This is a genomic window from Pseudomonas sp. HLS-6 (assembly GCF_002753995.1).
In the GTDB taxonomy this organism is placed as follows: Bacteria; Pseudomonadota; Gammaproteobacteria; order Pseudomonadales; family Pseudomonadaceae; genus Aquipseudomonas; species Aquipseudomonas defluvii.
Genome location: NZ_CP024478.1, coordinates 1,976,040 through 1,992,720 on the forward strand (window position 1 = coordinate 1,976,040; position 16,681 = coordinate 1,992,720).

General features: G+C 57.5%; 25 protein-coding genes and 1 tRNA gene. 12 read left to right on the forward strand and 14 right to left on the reverse strand.

Annotated elements, in window-relative coordinates; translation table 11 throughout:
- Positions 1 to 8 precede the first annotated feature (8 nt).
- Entirely contained in the window at positions 9 to 212 is a 204-nt protein-coding gene (locus CS390_RS09150; protein WP_099774110.1) for a hypothetical protein, read from the reverse strand.
- A 187-nt stretch (positions 213 to 399) separates the two neighbouring features.
- Here CS390_RS09150 and CS390_RS09155 point away from each other — a divergent pair, with 187 nt between their 5' ends.
- Both CS390_RS09155 and CS390_RS09160 read left to right on the forward strand, forming a co-directional pair.
- Entirely contained in the window at positions 400 to 702 is a 303-nt protein-coding gene (locus CS390_RS09155) for a hypothetical protein (RefSeq protein ID WP_099774111.1), read from the forward strand.
- 128 nt (positions 703 to 830) lie between these two features.
- On the forward strand, positions 831 to 1,151 hold the full coding sequence (locus CS390_RS09160) for an I78 family peptidase inhibitor (protein ID WP_065760831.1): 321 nt from the start codon (positions 831 to 833) through the stop codon (positions 1,149 to 1,151).
- 62 nt (positions 1,152 to 1,213) lie between these two features.
- Here the strand turns inward: CS390_RS09160 and CS390_RS09165 are convergent, their stop codons facing one another.
- Both CS390_RS09165 and CS390_RS09170 read right to left on the reverse strand, forming a co-directional pair.
- Positions 1,214 to 1,426: a cold-shock protein gene (locus tag CS390_RS09165; RefSeq protein ID WP_003179963.1), complete on the reverse strand. Its 213-nt coding sequence runs from the start codon at positions 1,424 to 1,426 to the stop codon at positions 1,214 to 1,216.
- A gap of 159 nt (positions 1,427 to 1,585) precedes the next feature.
- Positions 1,586 to 1,894 carry a hypothetical protein gene (locus CS390_RS09170; protein ID WP_099774112.1) on the reverse strand — a complete coding sequence of 103 codons (309 nt, stop codon included), beginning with the start codon at positions 1,892 to 1,894 and terminating at the stop codon, positions 1,586 to 1,588.
- A 333-nt stretch (positions 1,895 to 2,227) separates the two neighbouring features.
- On the opposite strand from CS390_RS09170, the gene thrS reads away from it, so the two are divergent.
- The 9 genes from thrS to CS390_RS09215 all read left to right on the forward strand — a co-directional run bounded on the left by thrS (position 2,228) and on the right by CS390_RS09215 (position 9,697).
- Entirely contained in the window at positions 2,228 to 4,150 is a 1,923-nt protein-coding gene (thrS, locus tag CS390_RS09175; protein WP_065760829.1) for a threonine--tRNA ligase, read from the forward strand.
- Positions 4,150 to 4,701: a translation initiation factor IF-3 gene (gene infC, locus CS390_RS09180; protein WP_176717451.1), complete on the forward strand. Its 552-nt coding sequence runs from the start codon at positions 4,150 to 4,152 to the stop codon at positions 4,699 to 4,701. Before thrS ends, infC begins: the two co-directional genes overlap by 1 nt.
- A 60-nt stretch (positions 4,702 to 4,761) precedes the next feature.
- Complete coding sequence (rpmI, locus tag CS390_RS09185) at positions 4,762 to 4,956, forward strand: 50S ribosomal protein L35 (protein ID WP_009394045.1); 195 nt, start codon at positions 4,762 to 4,764, stop codon at positions 4,954 to 4,956.
- Between the two features lie 28 nt (positions 4,957 to 4,984).
- On the forward strand, positions 4,985 to 5,341 hold the full coding sequence (gene rplT / locus CS390_RS09190) for a 50S ribosomal protein L20 (RefSeq protein WP_009394046.1): 357 nt from the start codon (positions 4,985 to 4,987) through the stop codon (positions 5,339 to 5,341).
- 107 nt (positions 5,342 to 5,448) lie between these two features.
- Positions 5,449 to 6,465, forward strand: a complete 1,017-nt coding sequence (gene pheS, locus CS390_RS09195; protein ID WP_065760827.1) for a phenylalanine--tRNA ligase subunit alpha — start codon at positions 5,449 to 5,451, stop codon at positions 6,463 to 6,465.
- 36 nt (positions 6,466 to 6,501) lie between these two features.
- Positions 6,502 to 8,877: a phenylalanine--tRNA ligase subunit beta gene (gene pheT, locus CS390_RS09200; RefSeq protein WP_099774113.1), complete on the forward strand. Its 2,376-nt coding sequence runs from the start codon at positions 6,502 to 6,504 to the stop codon at positions 8,875 to 8,877.
- A 3-nt stretch (positions 8,878 to 8,880) separates the two neighbouring features.
- Complete coding sequence (ihfA, locus tag CS390_RS09205; RefSeq protein ID WP_002553164.1) at positions 8,881 to 9,183, forward strand: integration host factor subunit alpha; 303 nt, start codon at positions 8,881 to 8,883, stop codon at positions 9,181 to 9,183.
- Positions 9,164 to 9,520: a MerR family transcriptional regulator gene (locus tag CS390_RS09210; protein ID WP_010222411.1), complete on the forward strand. Its 357-nt coding sequence runs from the start codon at positions 9,164 to 9,166 to the stop codon at positions 9,518 to 9,520. The genes ihfA and CS390_RS09210 overlap by 20 nt, the downstream gene beginning before the upstream one ends.
- Positions 9,521 to 9,620: 100 nt before the next feature.
- Positions 9,621 to 9,697 (forward strand) — tRNA-Pro (locus CS390_RS09215).
- 69 nt (positions 9,698 to 9,766) lie between these two features.
- On the opposite strand, the gene CS390_RS09220 is transcribed toward CS390_RS09215, so the two are convergent.
- From CS390_RS09220 to CS390_RS09260, 10 genes are all read right to left on the reverse strand, one after another.
- On the reverse strand, positions 9,767 to 10,930 hold the full coding sequence (locus CS390_RS09220) for a tyrosine-type recombinase/integrase (RefSeq protein WP_256587620.1): 1,164 nt from the start codon (positions 10,928 to 10,930) through the stop codon (positions 9,767 to 9,769).
- Positions 10,816 to 11,217 (reverse strand): hypothetical protein, encoded by a 402-nt coding sequence (locus tag CS390_RS25270; RefSeq protein ID WP_256587586.1) that lies wholly within the window; start codon positions 11,215 to 11,217, stop codon positions 10,816 to 10,818. Before CS390_RS25270 ends, CS390_RS09220 begins: the two co-directional genes overlap by 115 nt.
- Before the next feature lie 39 nt (positions 11,218 to 11,256).
- Positions 11,257 to 11,991, reverse strand: coding sequence for a metallophosphoesterase (locus CS390_RS09225; RefSeq protein ID WP_099774115.1), 735 nt, complete (start codon positions 11,989 to 11,991; stop codon positions 11,257 to 11,259).
- Positions 11,992 to 12,025: 34 nt separating this feature from the next.
- Positions 12,026 to 12,355: a hypothetical protein gene (locus tag CS390_RS09230; protein WP_099774116.1), complete on the reverse strand. Its 330-nt coding sequence runs from the start codon at positions 12,353 to 12,355 to the stop codon at positions 12,026 to 12,028.
- Positions 12,356 to 12,408: 53 nt separating this feature from the next.
- Positions 12,409 to 12,888, reverse strand: coding sequence for a class I SAM-dependent methyltransferase (locus CS390_RS09235; RefSeq protein ID WP_099774117.1), 480 nt, complete (start codon positions 12,886 to 12,888; stop codon positions 12,409 to 12,411).
- Positions 12,885 to 13,319, reverse strand: coding sequence for a phage protein NinX family protein (locus tag CS390_RS09240; protein WP_099774118.1), 435 nt, complete (start codon positions 13,317 to 13,319; stop codon positions 12,885 to 12,887). The genes CS390_RS09235 and CS390_RS09240 overlap by 4 nt, the downstream gene beginning before the upstream one ends.
- Positions 13,316 to 13,675, reverse strand: a complete 360-nt coding sequence (locus CS390_RS09245; protein WP_099774119.1) for a hypothetical protein — start codon at positions 13,673 to 13,675, stop codon at positions 13,316 to 13,318. The genes CS390_RS09240 and CS390_RS09245 overlap by 4 nt, the downstream gene beginning before the upstream one ends.
- A 32-nt stretch (positions 13,676 to 13,707) precedes the next feature.
- On the reverse strand, positions 13,708 to 13,956 hold the full coding sequence (locus tag CS390_RS09250; protein ID WP_099774120.1) for a hypothetical protein: 249 nt from the start codon (positions 13,954 to 13,956) through the stop codon (positions 13,708 to 13,710).
- Positions 13,953 to 14,696: a hypothetical protein gene (locus CS390_RS25640; RefSeq protein ID WP_371918245.1), complete on the reverse strand. Its 744-nt coding sequence runs from the start codon at positions 14,694 to 14,696 to the stop codon at positions 13,953 to 13,955. The genes CS390_RS09250 and CS390_RS25640 overlap by 4 nt, the downstream gene beginning before the upstream one ends.
- 83 nt (positions 14,697 to 14,779) lie before the next feature.
- Positions 14,780 to 15,301, reverse strand: a complete 522-nt coding sequence (locus tag CS390_RS09260) for a hypothetical protein (RefSeq protein WP_099774121.1) — start codon at positions 15,299 to 15,301, stop codon at positions 14,780 to 14,782.
- Positions 15,302 to 15,350: 49 nt separating this feature from the next.
- Here CS390_RS09260 and CS390_RS09265 point away from each other — a divergent pair, with 49 nt between their 5' ends.
- Positions 15,351 to 15,911 (forward strand): hypothetical protein, encoded by a 561-nt coding sequence (locus CS390_RS09265; RefSeq protein ID WP_157767126.1) that lies wholly within the window; start codon positions 15,351 to 15,353, stop codon positions 15,909 to 15,911.
- On the opposite strand, the gene CS390_RS09270 is transcribed toward CS390_RS09265, so the two are convergent.
- A complete protein-coding gene (locus tag CS390_RS09270) occupies positions 15,904 to 16,662 on the reverse strand; it encodes a hypothetical protein (protein ID WP_099774123.1) in 759 nt (252 codons plus the stop codon). The genes CS390_RS09265 and CS390_RS09270 overlap by 8 nt on opposite strands.
- Positions 16,663 to 16,681 lie beyond the last annotated feature (19 nt).

Below are 16,681 nucleotides of genomic sequence, written 5' to 3' on the forward strand. Positions count from 1 at the left end.
CGATGATGTCAGGTCCTGAGTGTGTCGCCATGCTCGGGCGCGTAACGTCCGAGTATCTGCTCGATGAAGGCGCGAGCGGCATCGCTGCCCAGTTCCTTGACGAGCAGGTCGATGGCAATAAGGGTTAACTCTTCGGGGGTGCCCGGGCTGTAGGCGCTTTGACCGTCGGGCCATTTGACCTTTATGTCGGCGTCTATGTAGTGGCTTGCCATGGAAGTCTCGAAACGCGTGTGCAGGTGATGAGGATTCGAATGCCGCACCCTGGCGTTCGAAGGGGAGGTTCGATTGCCCTCCGCCAGTGCTGGCAGTAAATCATGCGCCTGATTCGATCGCACTGCGACTTAGGAATAAGAACCGCTACGTGGCAAACTATTGGTGTTTTGATTCCCAGGTGATCCCGTGCAGATTGATCTGAACAACCCCGAGCAATTTACCCTTGAAGCCGTTCGCGAGCTGCTCGCGTCCGGGGATGGCCGTATTCACAATCAGTTGCGGGTGAATCGGGCAGGGCAGGCCTGGCTGTCGCCAGTGGTGGGTGGTCGTGAGCTCGAGGGGTTGGCCTTTCGTCTGGAAACCTGGGCTGCCGGTTCCGGCTGTGTAGGGGCGCAGGCTGCCGTTGATGAGCGTTGGGTGCGGCAGGTGTTCAAGGTGCTGCAGGACAACTGGCCGACGCCTTCATCCGACTACATCGACCTTTATTAAGCGTGCAAAATCCGGTCACGATTGCAAGTTTCCCGTCGAGGGTGGCTCAGGCAGACTGTGCATGCTTTGAAACAAAAAGTGATGAAAGCTGCCTGCTCGGGCAGATTCTAGTTTTAAAAGGAGAGTTCATGTTCCGCATTCGTGCATCTTTGGCCGGTATGTTGGCGGCTGTCGTTCTGGCAGGTTGCAGTGCCACCGGTTCTTCAACGAAGGCGCCTGAAGTGTCCGCGCCAGTGAACAGCGATGGTCGTTGCCAGGCCAGTGCCGCTGAATTCGCCGTCGGCAAGCAGGCGTCCGCTCAACTGCTGGAGCAGGCGCGCAAGGCCAGTGGTTCGCAGTTGGCACGTGTGCTCTCGCCGCACGACATCATGACCCTGGAGTACCGTTCCGAGCGGTTGAATCTCAATACCGATGAACGCGGCGTCGTTATCCGCGTCAACTGCGGCTGACACGTTCGAATTTCAGGCACAAAAAAACCCGTCACCAGGACGGGTTTTTTAATTCGTACTGATTACTCAGGGCGAACTTGTGCAGCCTGCATGCCCTTCTGGCCTTTCTCGGCAACGAAGGAAACGGTCTGGCCTTCTTTCAGGCTCTTGAAGCCGTCAGATTCGATGGCCTTGAAATGAACGAACAGGTCGTCGCCGCCACCTTGAGGAGTGATGAAGCCGAAGCCTTTCTCATCGTTGAACCACTTTACGGTGCCGGTTTGGCGATTGGACATGGGTGTATCTCCAGGAAACATGATTTTCAATAGTGCGGTGTTGCCGAGGCCAACAGGGTGCACGGGGGTATCATAGTCTAAATATGCGTCCGTGGCGGCTTTTACCTTTGCATAATGCTGATCTGAGGCAAGTTTATTGTCGGATTCTCTGTTTTGAGCCTATTTTTTGGGGGCGCAGGCGGCTCTGACCGCATCCTGGGCTCGCTTCACGAGGGCTGCATCCACACCGGTTCTGCTGTCCAGTTGCTCGATTTCCTGGGTGGTGAAGTTTTTCTCGATGGCGTTTGCACCGCAATCACAGTGTATTTTTGCCGTGGTCATGGTCATGCCGGGTTGCGCGGCGGCGGCGGTAATGCACTGATCCAGGTAATCGCCTTTCTTGCCGGCAGGCCAGGCGCCCGCCTGGACGCTCAGGGGCAACAGCAACACGCCTGCGGTGGTCAGGGCCAGTAGGGACTGAATTCGCATGCCGGACACTCCTATTCGATCGGGTCATTCAAGAGTAGGACGCTTCTTTAGGCTCTGAGAGGAAAAATCCGCTCTGGTTCACCACTTCTGAAAAAAAACAGAATTATTTCTGCGTGTTGTGGCGTGTGAGCCGCGATCCGTAAAACGCTTTGTGTTAGCATCGGCGGCTTATAGATTTTTACCTCCAGTCACTCTGGTTCGTTCCCTGGCAGGCCGTTGGCTTCTGTCACTGTGAGACAGGCTTTCTTTTTGAAAGACAGGGGCGGATCGCGTACTGGCTCATCCCAACCCACGTGACCTTTGGTAGGGGTCACCACTAGGAGAGGAGGCGCCATGCCCATTATTACTCTTCCCGATGGCAGTCAACGCTCGTTCGACCAGGCGGTTACCGTCGCCCAGGTCGCAGCATCCATTGGTGCAGGTCTGGCCAAAGCCACCGTCGCCGGCAAGGTCGACGGCAAGCTGGTCGATGCGTGCGATCTGATCGAGAACGACGCCCGCCTGCAGATCATTACCCCCAAGGACGAAGAGGGGCTGGAGATCATCCGTCACTCGTGCGCTCACCTGGTCGGTCACGCCGTCAAGCAGCTGTACCCGACCGCCAAGATGGTGATCGGTCCGGTCATTGACGAAGGCTTCTATTACGATATCGCCTATGAACGTCCGTTCACCCCTGATGACATGGCTGCGATCGAGCAGCGCATGCAGCAGCTGATCGACACCGACTACGACGTCATCAAGAAGGTTACCCCGCGCGCCGAGGTCATCGAGGTGTTCAAGGCCCGTGGCGAAGACTACAAGCTGCGCCTGGTCGAAGACATGCCGAACGAGCAGGCCATGGGTCTGTACTATCACGAAGAATACGTTGACATGTGTCGCGGCCCGCACGTGCCGAACACCCGTTTCCTCAAGTCGTTCAAGCTGACCAAACTGTCCGGTGCCTACTGGCGCGGCGATGCCAAGAACGAGCAGCTGCAGCGTGTCTACGGCACTGCCTGGGCAGACAAGAAGCAGCTGGCTGCGTATATCCAGCGCATCGAAGAAGCTGAAAAGCGCGACCATCGCAAGCTTGGCAAACGCCTGGGCCTGTTCCATACCCAGGAAGAAGCCCCGGGCATGGTGTTCTGGCACCCGAATGGCTGGACCCTGTATCAGGTGCTTGAGCAGTACATGCGCAAGGTGCAGCGTGACAACGGCTACCTGGAGATCAAGACCCCGCAAGTGGTCGATCGTACCCTGTGGGAGAAATCCGGGCACTGGGCCAACTACGCCGAAAACATGTTTACCACCGAGTCGGAAAGTCGCGATTACGCGATCAAGCCGATGAACTGCCCATGCCACGTGCAGGTGTTCAATCAAGGCCTGAAGAGCTACCGTGAGCTGCCGCTGCGTCTGGCCGAGTTCGGTGCTTGCCACCGTAACGAGCCGTCCGGTGCGCTGCATGGCATCATGCGTGTGCGCGCCTTCACCCAGGACGACGCCCACATCTTCTGCACCGAAGAGCAGATGCAGGCCGAAGCCGCTGCGTTCATCAAGCTGACCCTGGACGTTTACGCCGATTTCGGCTTCAAGGACATCGAGCTCAAGCTCTCCACGCGTCCTGAAAAGCGTGTTGGCTCCGATGAATTGTGGGATCGCGCCGAAGGTGCACTGGCCTCTGCATTGGACAGCGCTGGTCTGGCCTACGACCTGCAGCCAGGTGAAGGCGCCTTCTACGGGCCGAAGATCGAGTTCTCGTTGAAAGACTGTCTCGGTCGTGTCTGGCAGTGTGGTACCCTGCAGCTCGACTTCAACTTGCCGATCCGTCTTGGCGCTGAGTACGTGTCCGAAGATAACGGTCGCAAGCATCCTGTCATGCTGCACCGTGCCATTCTGGGCTCCTTCGAGCGTTTCGTCGGCATTCTGATCGAGCACTATGAGGGTGCATTCCCTGCCTGGCTGGCGCCAATGCAGGCGGTGGTCATGAATATCACCGACAAACAGGCAGAATTTGCGCTGGATGTTGAAAAAACCCTCAATGAAAGCGGATTCCGTGCCAAGTCCGACTTGAGAAATGAGAAGATCGGCTTTAAAATCCGCGAGCATACGTTGCTCAAGGTTCCCTACCTTTTGGTTATTGGGGACCGGGAAGTCGAAACACAAACCGTCGCTGTGCGTACACGTGAAGGTGCTGACCTGGGCTCGATGCCTGTCGCGCAATTCGCTGAATTCCTCGCACAAGCGGTTTCCCGGCGTGGTCGCCAAGAATCGGAGTAATCATTATTAAGCGTGATATGAGACAAGATAAACGAACTGCACCGAAGGCCCCGATCAACGAGAATATCTCGGCACGCGAGGTTCGGTTAATTGGCGCTGACGGCGAGCAGATTGGCATCGTCTCGATTGATGAAGCGCTTCGTATCGCTGAAGAAGCGAAGCTGGATCTGGTAGAAATTTCTGCCGACGCAGTCCCGCCTGTCTGCCGAGTCATGGACTACGGCAAGAGCCTTTTCGAGAAGAAAAAGCAGCAGGCTGCAGCGAAGAAAAACCAGAAGATCATCCAGATTAAAGAAATTAAGTTTCGTCCAGGGACGGAGGAAGGGGATTACCAGGTAAAACTACGCAACCTGGTACGTTTCCTTACTGATGGGGACAAGACCAAAATCTCTCTGAGATTCCGTGGTCGTGAGATGGCTCACCAGGAGCTGGGTATGGAACTGTTGAAGCGGATCGAAGCTGATCTCGCGGAATACGGAACCGTCGAACAGCATCCTAAGATGGAAGGACGCCAACTTTTGATGGTCATCGCCCCCAAGAAAAAGAAATAACCACCAGGGCACGGCAGGCCTTGCGGTTATGTTTATCCACTGAATGCGGAGTATCCGAACATGCCAAAAATGAAAACCAAAAGCGGTGCCGCGAAGCGTTTCCTGAAAACCGCTTCCGGTTTCAAGCACAAGCACGCTTTTAAGAGCCACATCCTGACCAAAATGTCGACCAAGCGTAAGCGTCAACTGCGTGGTAGCAGCCTGCTGCACCCGTCTGACGTTGCAAAAGTCGAGCGCATGCTGCGCGTACGTTAATTTCGGTCAAAGATAGAGGAAGTTACTCATGGCTCGTGTAAAGCGTGGCGTCATCGCTCGTAAGCGTCACAAGAAAATCCTGAAACTGGCTAAAGGCTACTACGGCGCTCGCTCGCGCGTATTCCGTGTTGCCAAGCAAGCGGTCATCAAGGCAGGCCAATACGCCTACCGCGACCGTCGTCAGAAGAAGCGTCAGTTCCGCGCTCTGTGGATCGCTCGTATCAACGCTGGTGCTCGTAACAACGGTCTGTCTTACAGCCGTTTGATCGCTGGTCTGAAAAAAGCGTCCATCGAGATCGACCGTAAGGTTCTGGCTGATCTGGCAGTGAACGAAAAAGCGGCGTTTGCTGCGATTGTCGAGAAGGCTAAAGCCGTTCTGGCTTAAGTACCCACGACAATCATTCGCCGTCGACATTGGCGGCGAATGTTAAACGTCATAAATAGGGGAAGAGCCTGTAAGCTCTTCCCCTATTTCGTATCTGGAGTCTGTACATGGAAAACCTGGATGCGCTGGTCTCCCAAGCCCTGGATGCTGTGGAGCGCGCTGAAGACATCAATGCCCTGGAGCAGATCCGGGTTCAATTCCTTGGCAAGAAGGGCGAGCTGACTCAGGTGATGAAGACCCTGGGCAACCTGCCAGCCGAAGAGCGCCCGAAAGTCGGCGCGCTGATCAACGACGCCAAGGAACGTGTTACCGAGGTGCTCAATGCCCGCAAGGCCGCCTTCGAAGAGGCTGAGCTCAGTGCTCGTCTGGCTGCCGAATGCATTGACGTGACCCTGCCGGGCCGTGGCCAGACTTCCGGTGGTTTGCACCCGATCACCCGTACCTTGGAGCGGATCGAGCAGTTCTTCACCCATATCGGTTACGGCATCGCCGAAGGCCCAGAGGTCGAAGACGACTACCACAACTTTGAAGCGCTCAACATTCCTGGCCACCACCCGGCGCGGGCAATGCATGACACCTTCTATTTCAATGCGAACATGCTGCTGCGTACCCACACCTCGCCGGTGCAGGTGCGGACCATGGAGTCCACTCAGCCGCCTATCCGCATTGTCTGCCCTGGTCGCGTCTACCGTTGCGACTCGGACCTGACCCACTCGCCGATGTTCCACCAGGTCGAAGGCCTGCTGGTTGATCGCGGGATCAATTTCGCCGATCTCAAAGGCACCATCGAAGAATTCCTGCGCGTGTTCTTCGAGAAAGAGCTGGCGGTACGTTTCCGTCCATCGTTCTTCCCCTTCACCGAACCGTCGGCTGAAGTCGATATTCAGTGTGTGATGTGCAGCGGCAAAGGCTGCCGTGTCTGCAAGCAGACCGGCTGGCTGGAAGTCATGGGCTGCGGCATGGTTCATCCGAACGTCCTGCGCATGTCTGGCATCGACCCTGAAGAGTACCAGGGCTTCGCCTTCGGCATGGGTGCCGAGCGCTTGGCCATGCTCCGTTACGGCGTCAACGATTTGCGTCTGTTCTTCGACAACGATTTGCGGTTCCTTGCGCAATTTCGCTAGGTCGCGCACCCGTAACGAATCTTTCAGGAGAGCAGAATGAAATTCAGTGAAAAGTGGCTGCGCGGTTGGGTCAACCCGCAGGTATCCCGTGACGAGCTGGTTGCTCGTCTGTCCATGGCTGGCCTTGAGGTCGACAGCGTCACCCCGGCAGCCGGCCAGTTCAGTGGCATCGTCGTAGGCGAGGTGCTGAGCACCGAACAACACCCGGATGCCGACAAGCTGCGTGTCTGCCAGGTCAGCAACGGTAGCGAGACCTTCCAGGTCGTGTGTGGCGCACCCAACGTTCGCCCAGGCCTGAAAATCCCGTTTGCCATGATCGGTGCCGAACTGCCGGGCGACTTCAAGATCAAGAAAGCCAAGCTGCGTGGCGTTGAGTCCAACGGCATGCTGTGCTCGGCTGCCGAGCTGCAGATCAGTGAAGAAAACGACGGTCTGCTGGAGCTGGCTGCCGATGCACCGGTTGGCCAGGACATCCGTGAGTACCTGGACCTGGACGACGCCAGCATCGAGGTCGACCTGACCCCGAACCGTGGCGACTGCCTGTCCCTGGCTGGCCTGGCCCGTGAAGTCGGCGCCCTGTATGACGCGCCAGTTACTCGTCCGGCTGTGCCTGCCGTTGCTCCGACCCATGATGACGTTCGCTCGGTCGAGGTGCTGGCCCCGGCTGCCTGCCCGCGTTACCTGGGGCGCGTTATCCGTAACGTCGACCTGTCGCGTCCGACCCCATTGTGGATGGTTGAGCGCCTGCGCCGGGCCGAAGTTCGCAGTATCGACGCTGCCGTCGACATCACCAACTACGTGATGCTTGAACTGGGCCAGCCGTTGCACGCATTCGATCTCGCTGAAATCAACGGCGGTATCCGTGTGCGCATGGCCGAAGAGGGCGAGAAGCTGGTCCTGCTGGATGGTCAGGAAGTTGCGCTGCGTAGCGACACCCTGGTCATCGCCGACCATGAGCGCGCTCTGGCCATTGCGGGTGTAATGGGTGGCGAACACAGCGGTGTTTCCGCGACTACCCGTGACATCTTCCTGGAAAGCGCCTTTTTCGAGCCGATTTCGGTGGCTGGCAAGGCCCGTTCCTACGGCCTGCATACCGACGCCTCGCACCGCTACGAGCGCGGTGTCGATTCGCAACTGGCCAAGGAAGCCATTGAGCGCGCTACTGGCCTGCTGCTGGAGATCGTCGGCGGTGAAGCCGGCCCGGTCATCGAGGCGGTCAGCGAGCAGCATCTGCCAAACGTTGCGCCGATCACCCTGCGTGCCGACCGCATCAATCAGATGCTGGGCATGGAAATGGACAGCGCCGAAGTCGAGCGCCTGCTCAATGCTCTGGGTCTGAAAACTTCAGGTGGAGCAGGGCAATGGCAGGTCGAGGTGCCAAGCCATCGTTTCGACATCAGCCTGGAAGTCGACCTGATCGAAGAGCTGGCCCGTCTGTACGGCTACAACCGTCTGCCGGTTCGTTACCCGCAAGCACGCCTGGCGCCGCAAGCCCGTGCCGAGTCGCGTGGCGAGCTGCCAGCACTGCGTCGTCTGCTGGTTGCTCGTGGCTATCAGGAAGCGATCACCTACAGCTTTATCGACCCTAAACTGTTTGAGCTGTTCAGCCCAGGCGTCGAGCCGCTGCTGCTGGCCAACCCGATCTCCAGCGACATGGCGGCCATGCGTGCCTCCCTGTGGCCAGGTCTGGTCAAGGCCCTGCAGCACAACCTGAACCGCCAACAGGATCGTGTGCGCCTGTTCGAAAGCGGCCAGCGTTTCGTTGGTCAACTGGACGGTCTGCAGCAGCAACCCATGCTTGCCGGCGTGGTCTGCGGTAGCCGTATGCCTGAAGGTTGGGCCAATGGCCGCGACAGCATCGATTTCTTCGATGTGAAGGCAGACGTTGAAGCACTGTTGGGCTTCTCTGGTTCGCTGGGCGATTTCACCTTTGCCGCTGGCAAGCACCCGGCACTGCACCCAGGCCAGACCGCACGCATCGAGCGTGATGGTCGCGAAGTAGGCTACCTGGGCGCCATCCACCCAGAGCTTGCGAAAACCCTGGGTCTGGATCGTCCGGTGTTTGTTTTCGAACTGGTCTTGGGTGATGTGGTTGAAGGCCGCCTGCCGAAGTTCCACGAGCTGTCGAAATTCCCGGAAGTACGTCGTGACCTGGCTTTAATTGCAGGACGTGATGTAGCTTCGAGCGCAGTGCTTGAGGTAATCCGTGAAAATGCAGGCGAGTGGCTTACAGACCTCAGGCTGTTTGACGTCTATCAGGGTAAAGGCATTGATCCCGATAGAAAAAGCCTGGCTGTTGGCTTGACCTGGCAGCATCCATCGCGCACTCTTAATGACGATGAGGTGAACGCTGCGACTCAAGACATCCTCACCTCGCTCGAACAAAGGTTGAACACCACGTTAAGGAAATAGCGTATGGGTGCTCTGACGAAAGCTGAAATGGCCGAACGGCTGTACGAGGAGCTGGGCCTGAATAAACGTGAAGCCAAGGAATTGGTCGAACTGTTTTTCGAGGAAATCAGGCACGCTCTTGAAGACAACGAGCAGGTCAAATTGTCCGGTTTCGGCAATTTCGACCTGCGTGACAAGCGCCAGCGGCCGGGCCGCAACCCGAAAACGGGTGAAGAGATCCCGATCACGGCACGTCGCGTCGTCACCTTTCGTCCAGGGCAGAAATTGAAAGCCCGAGTTGAGGCTTATGCTGGAACCAAGTCATAACGACGAGCTTCCGCCGATTCCTGGCAAACGCTACTTCACCATTGGTGAAGTCAGCGAGCTATGCGCGGTAAAACCGCACGTGCTTCGTTATTGGGAGCAGGAATTTCCTCAACTCAACCCGGTCAAGCGCCGCGGAAACCGCCGGTATTATCAGCGCCAAGACGTGCTGATGATCCGGCAGATCCGCGCCTTGCTATACGACCAGGGTTTCACCATCGGCGGCGCGCGGCTGCGCCTGTCGGGTGATGAGGCCAAGGATGACACCACCCAGTACAAACAACTGATTCGGCAAATGATTGTCGAACTGGAAGATGTACTGGTGGTTCTGAAGAAATAACCCGGCAAAGGATCAGGAAAATAATACTTCCAAAATTCAAAAGCTTAAGGTACATTCTTCAACGTTCTCAGCAACATCGAGAGCGGGTTTAGAGCCCAGTCGGGGCGTAGCGCAGCCCGGTAGCGCACTTGCATGGGGTGCAAGGGGTCGAGTGTTCGAATCACTCCGTCCCGACCATATAATTCAATGACTTAGCCCAACCTTCACAGGTTGGGCTTTTTCATGCGTGGGGACTTTTTCGGGACATCATCCGATTTTCCTCTTCAAGATCGTTAACACCGGCCCACGCGAGTCGGTTGTTGATACCATGTTCGCAGCCTCAATCAGCTTGCCCAGCTCAGCGCCGGAGTAGTGGCTGGTGATGCTGCCGTTCTTATGCCCGAGCAGTGACTTCCGATCTTCTTCAGTAACTCCTGCGGCACGCAGTCGGCGTCCGAAGGTGTGTTTAAGATCGTGGATCCTGATCGAGGCGTACCCAGGGTGAGCGGGGCGAAGGTTTTCCTCCTGCCAGAGTTTCGCCGCTCTCACCCGCGCCTTCTTCCAGGCTGAGTCGTTCATGCGGTGCATTGCGGTGCCGTTGTATGGGAAAACCCACTCACGGCTGATTCCGCGCTGCTTCTCAATGATCGACTTGGCCACGCTGTTCAATACCACCAGGCGTTCATCGCCATTCTTTACGCCCGACCGGGCGTGCCTCCCGCCGAAGTCAGCTGGTATCAGGAAAACACTGGTACCCAGTTCCGGTACCGATATCTCCCAATCCCACCTCAGTTTGCATACCTCCTGCTCCCGACACCCAGTGTTCACCTTGAACAGGGCCATCGTCTGCAGGTGGCCTGGAAGTTCACCAAATAGAATCGACTGCTCTTCCCATGACATTGGGTAGGGCTTTCGGCTCGACTTCTTCTCCTCCAGCTTTTTCAGCATTGGCACGCTATCCAGCCACGGCCGGCGATCATCATCCCGCCACTTTCGAGCACACAGGGTCAACACCCTGACTGCTCGCTCGATCGCGATGTTGATCGTCCGGTTGCTCACTGGCTTCTGCACGCGCCCATCATCCAAGACCTTCGCCGTCTGCCGATCCTTGATGAACGGTTCAAGTGCTTGGTCATCGATATGGGTGAGCGGCAGATGCCCGATGAATGGGTGAAGCTGTTTCATGCACAGCGCTGTCAGGTGAATGGATGGCTGGTCCTTTGATTCCAGGAGGTAGCGAGTAGCCGCTTCCTCCCAGGTCCTGACCTGACGAACCCCATAAACCTTCTGCTGCCGAAGCTGCTCCAGCTTGTGAATCAGGTATTGCTCTGCTTCTTCCCGGTCACCAGTGCCAGTGCTCTCTCGAATTCGCTCCCCCCTGTAGACTTTGTCGATTTGCCAGACACCGCCTTTCTCGTAGAGACCGGTGATCGTTTTTCGCGCCATATGGTGTCTCCTCGGCGCTCGCTGCGGGGCCGATTGTTGTCCTGAACCGATGCTTTTTCAATCGACTTTGCCTGCACATAGGCGTCTGCCCACTCGTCCAGCTCTAACCGGTCGAAGGCAACGCCCTGTTTTCCAATTGGAAACTCCTGTACGTGGGGTCTTACTGTTTTGTTGAATTCATCTCGGCACATGCCGAGGTAGCCAGGGGCTTCGCCGAACCGGATGAATCGCGGGGCGATGGCTGAAACCCTGGCTGCAGTTGCGTTTGCCATGAGGGCAAGTCTCCACGCCGCGCATGGCGGCAGAGGTGGTTATTCCCAGTCGTGACTGAGCTTTGGATTGATTGGTGGAGTGCACTGCAGCGTTGCGAGCTCGAGCAGGGTGAAGTGGCCGTCCATCCAGCCCGCCGTGTCGATGTGGTACACGTTCCCAAGCGCTACTGGCTGCCTAAGCGGTGTGTGCCCGACCACAAGGGCGCGCAGCCCATTGACTCCATTCGTTGCGCCATCCTGAATTCGCGTCCGTGACCACATGCAGCTGTTCTGTACCAGCTTGAGCCGCTTGGCACTTTCCGGCGCCTCCAGCTGCTGGCGAAGCTCGTCCCATGACTGGAACGGACAGTCGGCGTGAACGATTCCGATCAAGCCTTCAGTCGTCTCGACCTCGATGGCGATTGGCAACTCACGAAACTGGGCGGCAAACTCGCGCTGCTCATCCCAGGCCAGGCCAGCGAACCAGCTGCCGCCGTTGTAGACCCAGTTCTCCACGTCGCAGGTATCGAACCGGCAGACGTAGTCGTCATGGTTGCCGCGTACAGGGTGGAACCAGGGCTTGCCCAGCCACTCGAGTACGTCGCGACACTCAGGCCCACGGTCGACCAGGTCGCCAACGCTGAATAGCCGGTCAATCTCAGGGTCAAACGCTACGGTATCCAGCGCAGCCTGCAGCCGGGTGAAATGCCCATGAATGTCGCCCACCGCGAAATCGCGGCCAGCCGTATTTGCGGCGAAGCGCTTGATGCGCATCACCTCGATGGTTTCGAGCATGAAGCCTCCGGGATGGCGGCAGAGGTGGGGAGGGTTAGTAGTCGGTGCTGGAGCTTGAGTTGCTATCGCTCGAACTGGATGAGCTGCAGCTGTCGCTCGACGAGTAGTTGCTGCCGCTGTCATACCCGCCAGAGCTGTGGCTTGAGCAACTGCTATGGGATCGGGACGGCTCGTAGCTGTCGACCTGGTTGACCGGGTTCAAGGGGCTGAACGGGCTCAGGGGGTTGAGCGGGTCAAGCATCGGGTCTGGTCTTCCGGCAGCCGGGCTACGGCCAGCGGTGTAGCCGGTTGATGGCTGTGCAGAGGGTGCCTGGCGCTGCGGCTTTGCCTTGCGGCGAAACAGGCGGGTCAGGAAATTGGGCATGACTTCGTCCTCGCCTGCCTACCGGCAGGCTTGAGTTGTTGTAGGGGGAGGGGTTAGGCGCGGCGCTTCATGAAGGTGATCCAGTGCGTTTTCTCGCGCTTACCGGACTTGTGGCCAAACAGCGGCTTTTCATCGGTCAGAGCGAGCAGCTCGCTTACCAGCACCTGTGTTTCATTCCACTTGAAGATCAGAATTCCTTCCGGCTCCAGCACCCTGAAGCACTCGGCAAAGCCTTGGCGGATGTCTTCGCGCCAATCGGATGTGAGCACTCCGTACTTGGCGCGCATCCAGCTATCGACACCGGCGCGGGTTAGGTGAGGCGGGTCGAACACTACCAGGCGGAACGTCGAGGACTCGAACGGCAAATGCCGGAAGTCCATCAGCACATCGGGCTCCACCTTCAATACTCGGCCGTCGCATAGCAGGTGCTCTTCATCACGGATGTCGCCGAACAGTGCGCGCTGGTCCTGCTTGTCGAACCACATCATGCGGCTGGCGCTGCAGGGGTCGAGGACTCTGGCTGCCGCACTCATTGCAGCAGCTCCTTCGGCACCTGGACGGTATCACCGAGCTCGAACTGGACGATTGCACGCATGGCTACGATCAACGGACTGTCGGGATGCTGGAACGCTGTTCGGCGATGCTTGCGCTCCTTGCCGAATATGGTCGACCCCCAATGCCCGCTCTCGTACCATCCATTGCGCTTGTCGAACGATCCGAAGTTGCGGTGCACCATGTCCGTCGGTGGTGTGAGTAGTACCTTGTACTTCTCGATCAGCGGGCCACCTATTGCCCAATCTGTTGACGGCGAGTACTTCCCGCCAAAGTCAGGCTTGTAGACCCGCCAGTCGGTTCCATAGTGGGGAGCAGCGATAGCAACGGGTACTACTTCAACTTGGGCGACCACCCAGTCCAGCGCCGCCCCAGTCAGGTCGGTTGTTTTCACTTCGATCAGGTCTGTCATGTTCGACCCTCCTTTCGGCGCTCCACGTCGATCTGGTCGTACAGGGCATCCACTCGCTTCTGTTTGCGGTTGATCGCCTCTGAACGCTTCAGGTGTTCCGATATTGCCTTGCTGTACGGCTCGATCTTCTCGATGAGCCGCAGCCGTTCATGGGGGCAAGTCGACTCATTGAACTTCCGGGCCAGACGGTCGCGCTCACCGAAATCGATGTGGTCGAGGGCGCGATTTTCTTTTTCCATTTCGGCCAATACATCCGCCGACTGCCGTTTCCAGCGAAGGTAAAGAACGTCGCTTTTCTTCGGCTTGAGGAAAAAATGTTGGGACCTGATCCAGTCCAGCAGGTCATCCTTGGTCATTTCGTCGAGCACATCCTTTCGAGAACTATTGCTCACAGCGAATACCTCTCTTCATTCCAGAGCGCAGGCGCCTGTGTAGGGGTAGGGGTGTCTTGTTCGTGCGGGGAAAACTGGCGCTCGTTGCCGGCCTGTAGCTGGCTGTCGGGGATGCAGCTAATGCCGACCCCATTCAGCAGGTAGCAGGTCACACCGCGCTGGCTGTCGTGCTGCACATCGATGACGTTCTCGGTTGCGCTGGCGCCGGTGGCCAGCAGCAGGAGGCAGAGGGCGAGGCGGGTCATAGCAGCGCTCCACTGGCCTTGGCCAGGCGTACGTCTTCCTCGGTAACGGTGTGCAGGGCCATTTTCTCGATGGTGAAGAAATTCGGCTGGCAGAACTTGCGGGCCCAGGCCTCAAGTGGCTCCAGCGCCTGCTCAAGAGCAGCTTTCGCCTCGTCGTCGATGTCCGGGTAGTTGTCGACCCATTCGCCTGCATCGCTTCCGGCGGCTTCTTCAAACATGTGGTCGAGCAACTCTTCGGCGTCAGGCAGGAACCCGACAGGGTCTGCTTTGCAGACGATGCCGGTGTGCACGATGTCGCCTACCTTGAAGCCGCTACCAAGTCCCTCGCCGAAGCTTGTGTGGTCTTCCGCGCGGCCGTAGTTGTCCCGGAGCAGTTCGGCAAGGCTCGGATAATCCCATGTCCCGTCGTCGCCACTCACCGACCAGGCTTCCTCTGCTTTGCGGCGCGCCCAGCTCACGCACGGGCCGTCTTCGGTGTCGAAGATCCCGAGCAAGAACCACTCGGGGCCTGGGGATTCTGGCTCCCACCCGAGGCAATGGCACGCGCCGTCGTCGTAGGGGTGGTGATCGGAGATGTCCGCTTCCATGTGCCACTGCTTCAGCTCCAGACCCTGCTGCACGAGCCAGGCTTTGAAGGCGGCCAGATCCTCGTCGAAGTCCGGCTCATCGGGGTGGCTCCACCAGCCGTCCTGATCGCGCTCGACGGCTACACGTTGGATCAGCTTGATTTCTTCAGACATGACTTCGTCCTTGCCGCCATATCGCGGCTGTTCAATAGAGGGGAGGGGGTATTTTTGCGAAAGAGTACAAATGTACTCTTTGGTCAATTTGGCTTGGTGTCGGCGTTCAGGGAGTCATGGAAAGCAATCACTGCTCGATTGTATGCAGCTGAACCCTGCACGCTCATGCCGATGATTCGCAGCAGCTCTCGCGCTGAGTGCTCCTGCTCGGCTAGCTGGGCGCGTAGCCTGTCTCGCTCTGATTCCACGGATTTAAGTTTGGTCTGAAGGCTCAGCGCAATCTGACTTGGCCGCTCAACCTCGATAGGATCGGCGTGGGTGTAGAGCTGGATAACTTCCGTACCGAAATAGCCAGCCCCGTACCCTGGGTGTTTGTGCTCAACGCAGTCGTCAAGAAGCAAAGCATCCACCGGCTCGCCCTGGTGCTGCTCGGCTGGCTGGGCTGCTTCGTACCCAGCGAGGAACGTCAGGTAGTCGCTGTGGGTGCGCTGGTCGGTGAAGCCAGTTCTGTCCTTGGCCAGTTCCTTTTCGCCCAGGCCGAGTGGGTTGTCGCGGATGAACAGGTCGCGCGGGTCGGTGTTGCTCGATCGGTTTTCTGTGGGCATGGGGATACCTCGCGGCTATAGTGCTGCCAATTTATTAGGGAGGGTGATGATGTCGAGTGAGGAAATCTGCATTGAAGCGCTGCGTCGCTCGGACGAAAGAACAATGTTGCGACGGGCGGAACGTATGGTCGCTATTTCTCGTGTTATTGAGGGAGTTAGCTATTGCGGTGTCGATGAGCCGATTGCGATGATGAGAGATGCTGGCGCCAGCTACATAAACGGATGTTTCGTGACCTCGATGATTTCCGCAATGAGCAGTATCGAGCACATGCTTCTGTTAGAACTCCATGATCGCGGGTTTACTACTCATAACAAAAAAAATGTAGACTCTATGTCTAAAGGTATTTCCTGTATGCGCGATGTTACCACTGGTAATGAGGCGCTACTTGATACTTTGGATGAGCTAAATAAATTACGTAATGCCTATGTGCATCCTCAGAAAGAAAACTTCCATCGTCGAAGAACTAATCGAGCGAAAAAAGCCGGCACCTCAGTAGATGAAATTTCGCAGCAGGATGCATTCTGCGCTATTGAGGCCATGTATCAAGTTTTTAACCTGACTTTAAAGAATCTGTCATGCGCTGAGTGGGTGAAGTTTGTACCTACTTAATAATATCAGCCTCTGCCAATTCACAAAAGAAAGAGCAGGCTGGAATCTTCTCGTTACGCCGCACTGGGCCATCGCCGAGGTCTCGTAGGGAGAACCTCACGCTGGTGGTGCGGTTGCGGAACAAGTATGAGCCTTCGCCCAGGTCGTCCTGAATGACGCACAGCGCCTCGAACTGTTCGGGAAAGTCCTGCCGTATGGCTCGGAAATAGCCTTCGCCGCCCTTCACGCAGCCAATGCAGTTGGCGTTGTCATAGCCCATCCGGTACATCAGCGGCAGTTCAATACCGGCGCGCAGCAGGATCGCCTTGCAGTCGTCTTTGCCCAGGCCTCGATCGATCAGTGGGGCAATCACGGGGCGGTCAGGGTTTCGTTCTCGGAAGTCCTCCAGACGTCCCACTTCTTCTGCTGTGTATCCGAACACCATCACGTCGCCGGGCTGTTTCCAGGTATCGAGCAGACGCCGCTTGAGGATCTTGGTGCATGGTGCGCCGGTGCGACCCTTCATGTACCGCTCGCGGCGAAACACCTCGTGGGCGTCGGCGCCGTACTTCTCATCACGGAGCACGGTGATGGCCTGGCCGAACCAGGCTTCGCAGTCGGCTGCAAAGCGGCGGTTGTCTTCATGCTCGTTTGCGAGGAAGGCGTTGACGATCTGAACGTCGTGGCTCGCGCCGTACTCGGCAAGGGCCAGCTTGGTGGCCACCGCAGAAGCTGCTCCGCAACTGAACTGGCATACGATTCGATTGAGCATGGTGGCTCCTGGCCCGTAT

Coding starts and splice junctions, on each gene's coding strand:
- CS390_RS09150 (WP_099774110.1), bottom strand. CDS start 212: ATGGCAAGCCACTACATAGACGCCGACATAAAGGTCAAATGGCCCGAC.
- CS390_RS09160 (WP_065760831.1), top strand. CDS start 831: ATGTTCCGCATTCGTGCATCTTTGGCCGGTATGTTGGCGGCTGTCGTT.
- CS390_RS09165 (WP_003179963.1), bottom strand. CDS start 1,426: ATGTCCAATCGCCAAACCGGCACCGTAAAGTGGTTCAACGATGAGAAA.
- CS390_RS09170 (WP_099774112.1), bottom strand. CDS start 1,894: ATGCGAATTCAGTCCCTACTGGCCCTGACCACCGCAGGCGTGTTGCTG.
- thrS (WP_065760829.1), top strand. CDS start 2,228: ATGCCCATTATTACTCTTCCCGATGGCAGTCAACGCTCGTTCGACCAG.
- rpmI (WP_009394045.1), top strand. CDS start 4,762: ATGCCAAAAATGAAAACCAAAAGCGGTGCCGCGAAGCGTTTCCTGAAA.
- rplT (WP_009394046.1), top strand. CDS start 4,985: ATGGCTCGTGTAAAGCGTGGCGTCATCGCTCGTAAGCGTCACAAGAAA.
- pheS (WP_065760827.1), top strand. CDS start 5,449: ATGGAAAACCTGGATGCGCTGGTCTCCCAAGCCCTGGATGCTGTGGAG.
- pheT (WP_099774113.1), top strand. CDS start 6,502: ATGAAATTCAGTGAAAAGTGGCTGCGCGGTTGGGTCAACCCGCAGGTA.
- ihfA (WP_002553164.1), top strand. CDS start 8,881: ATGGGTGCTCTGACGAAAGCTGAAATGGCCGAACGGCTGTACGAGGAG.
- CS390_RS09210 (WP_010222411.1), top strand. CDS start 9,164: ATGCTGGAACCAAGTCATAACGACGAGCTTCCGCCGATTCCTGGCAAA.
- CS390_RS25270 (WP_256587586.1), bottom strand. CDS start 11,217: ATGGCAAACGCAACTGCAGCCAGGGTTTCAGCCATCGCCCCGCGATTC.
- CS390_RS09225 (WP_099774115.1), bottom strand. CDS start 11,991: ATGCTCGAAACCATCGAGGTGATGCGCATCAAGCGCTTCGCCGCAAAT.
- CS390_RS09230 (WP_099774116.1), bottom strand. CDS start 12,355: ATGCCCAATTTCCTGACCCGCCTGTTTCGCCGCAAGGCAAAGCCGCAG.
- CS390_RS09235 (WP_099774117.1), bottom strand. CDS start 12,888: ATGAGTGCGGCAGCCAGAGTCCTCGACCCCTGCAGCGCCAGCCGCATG.
- CS390_RS09240 (WP_099774118.1), bottom strand. CDS start 13,319: ATGACAGACCTGATCGAAGTGAAAACAACCGACCTGACTGGGGCGGCG.
- CS390_RS09245 (WP_099774119.1), bottom strand. CDS start 13,675: ATGACCAAGGATGACCTGCTGGACTGGATCAGGTCCCAACATTTTTTC.
- CS390_RS09250 (WP_099774120.1), bottom strand. CDS start 13,956: ATGACCCGCCTCGCCCTCTGCCTCCTGCTGCTGGCCACCGGCGCCAGC.
- CS390_RS25640 (WP_371918245.1), bottom strand. CDS start 14,696: ATGTCTGAAGAAATCAAGCTGATCCAACGTGTAGCCGTCGAGCGCGAT.
- CS390_RS09260 (WP_099774121.1), bottom strand. CDS start 15,301: ATGCCCACAGAAAACCGATCGAGCAACACCGACCCGCGCGACCTGTTC.
- CS390_RS09265 (WP_157767126.1), top strand. CDS start 15,351: ATGTCGAGTGAGGAAATCTGCATTGAAGCGCTGCGTCGCTCGGACGAA.
- CS390_RS09270 (WP_099774123.1), bottom strand. CDS start 16,662: ATGCTCAATCGAATCGTATGCCAGTTCAGTTGCGGAGCAGCTTCTGCG.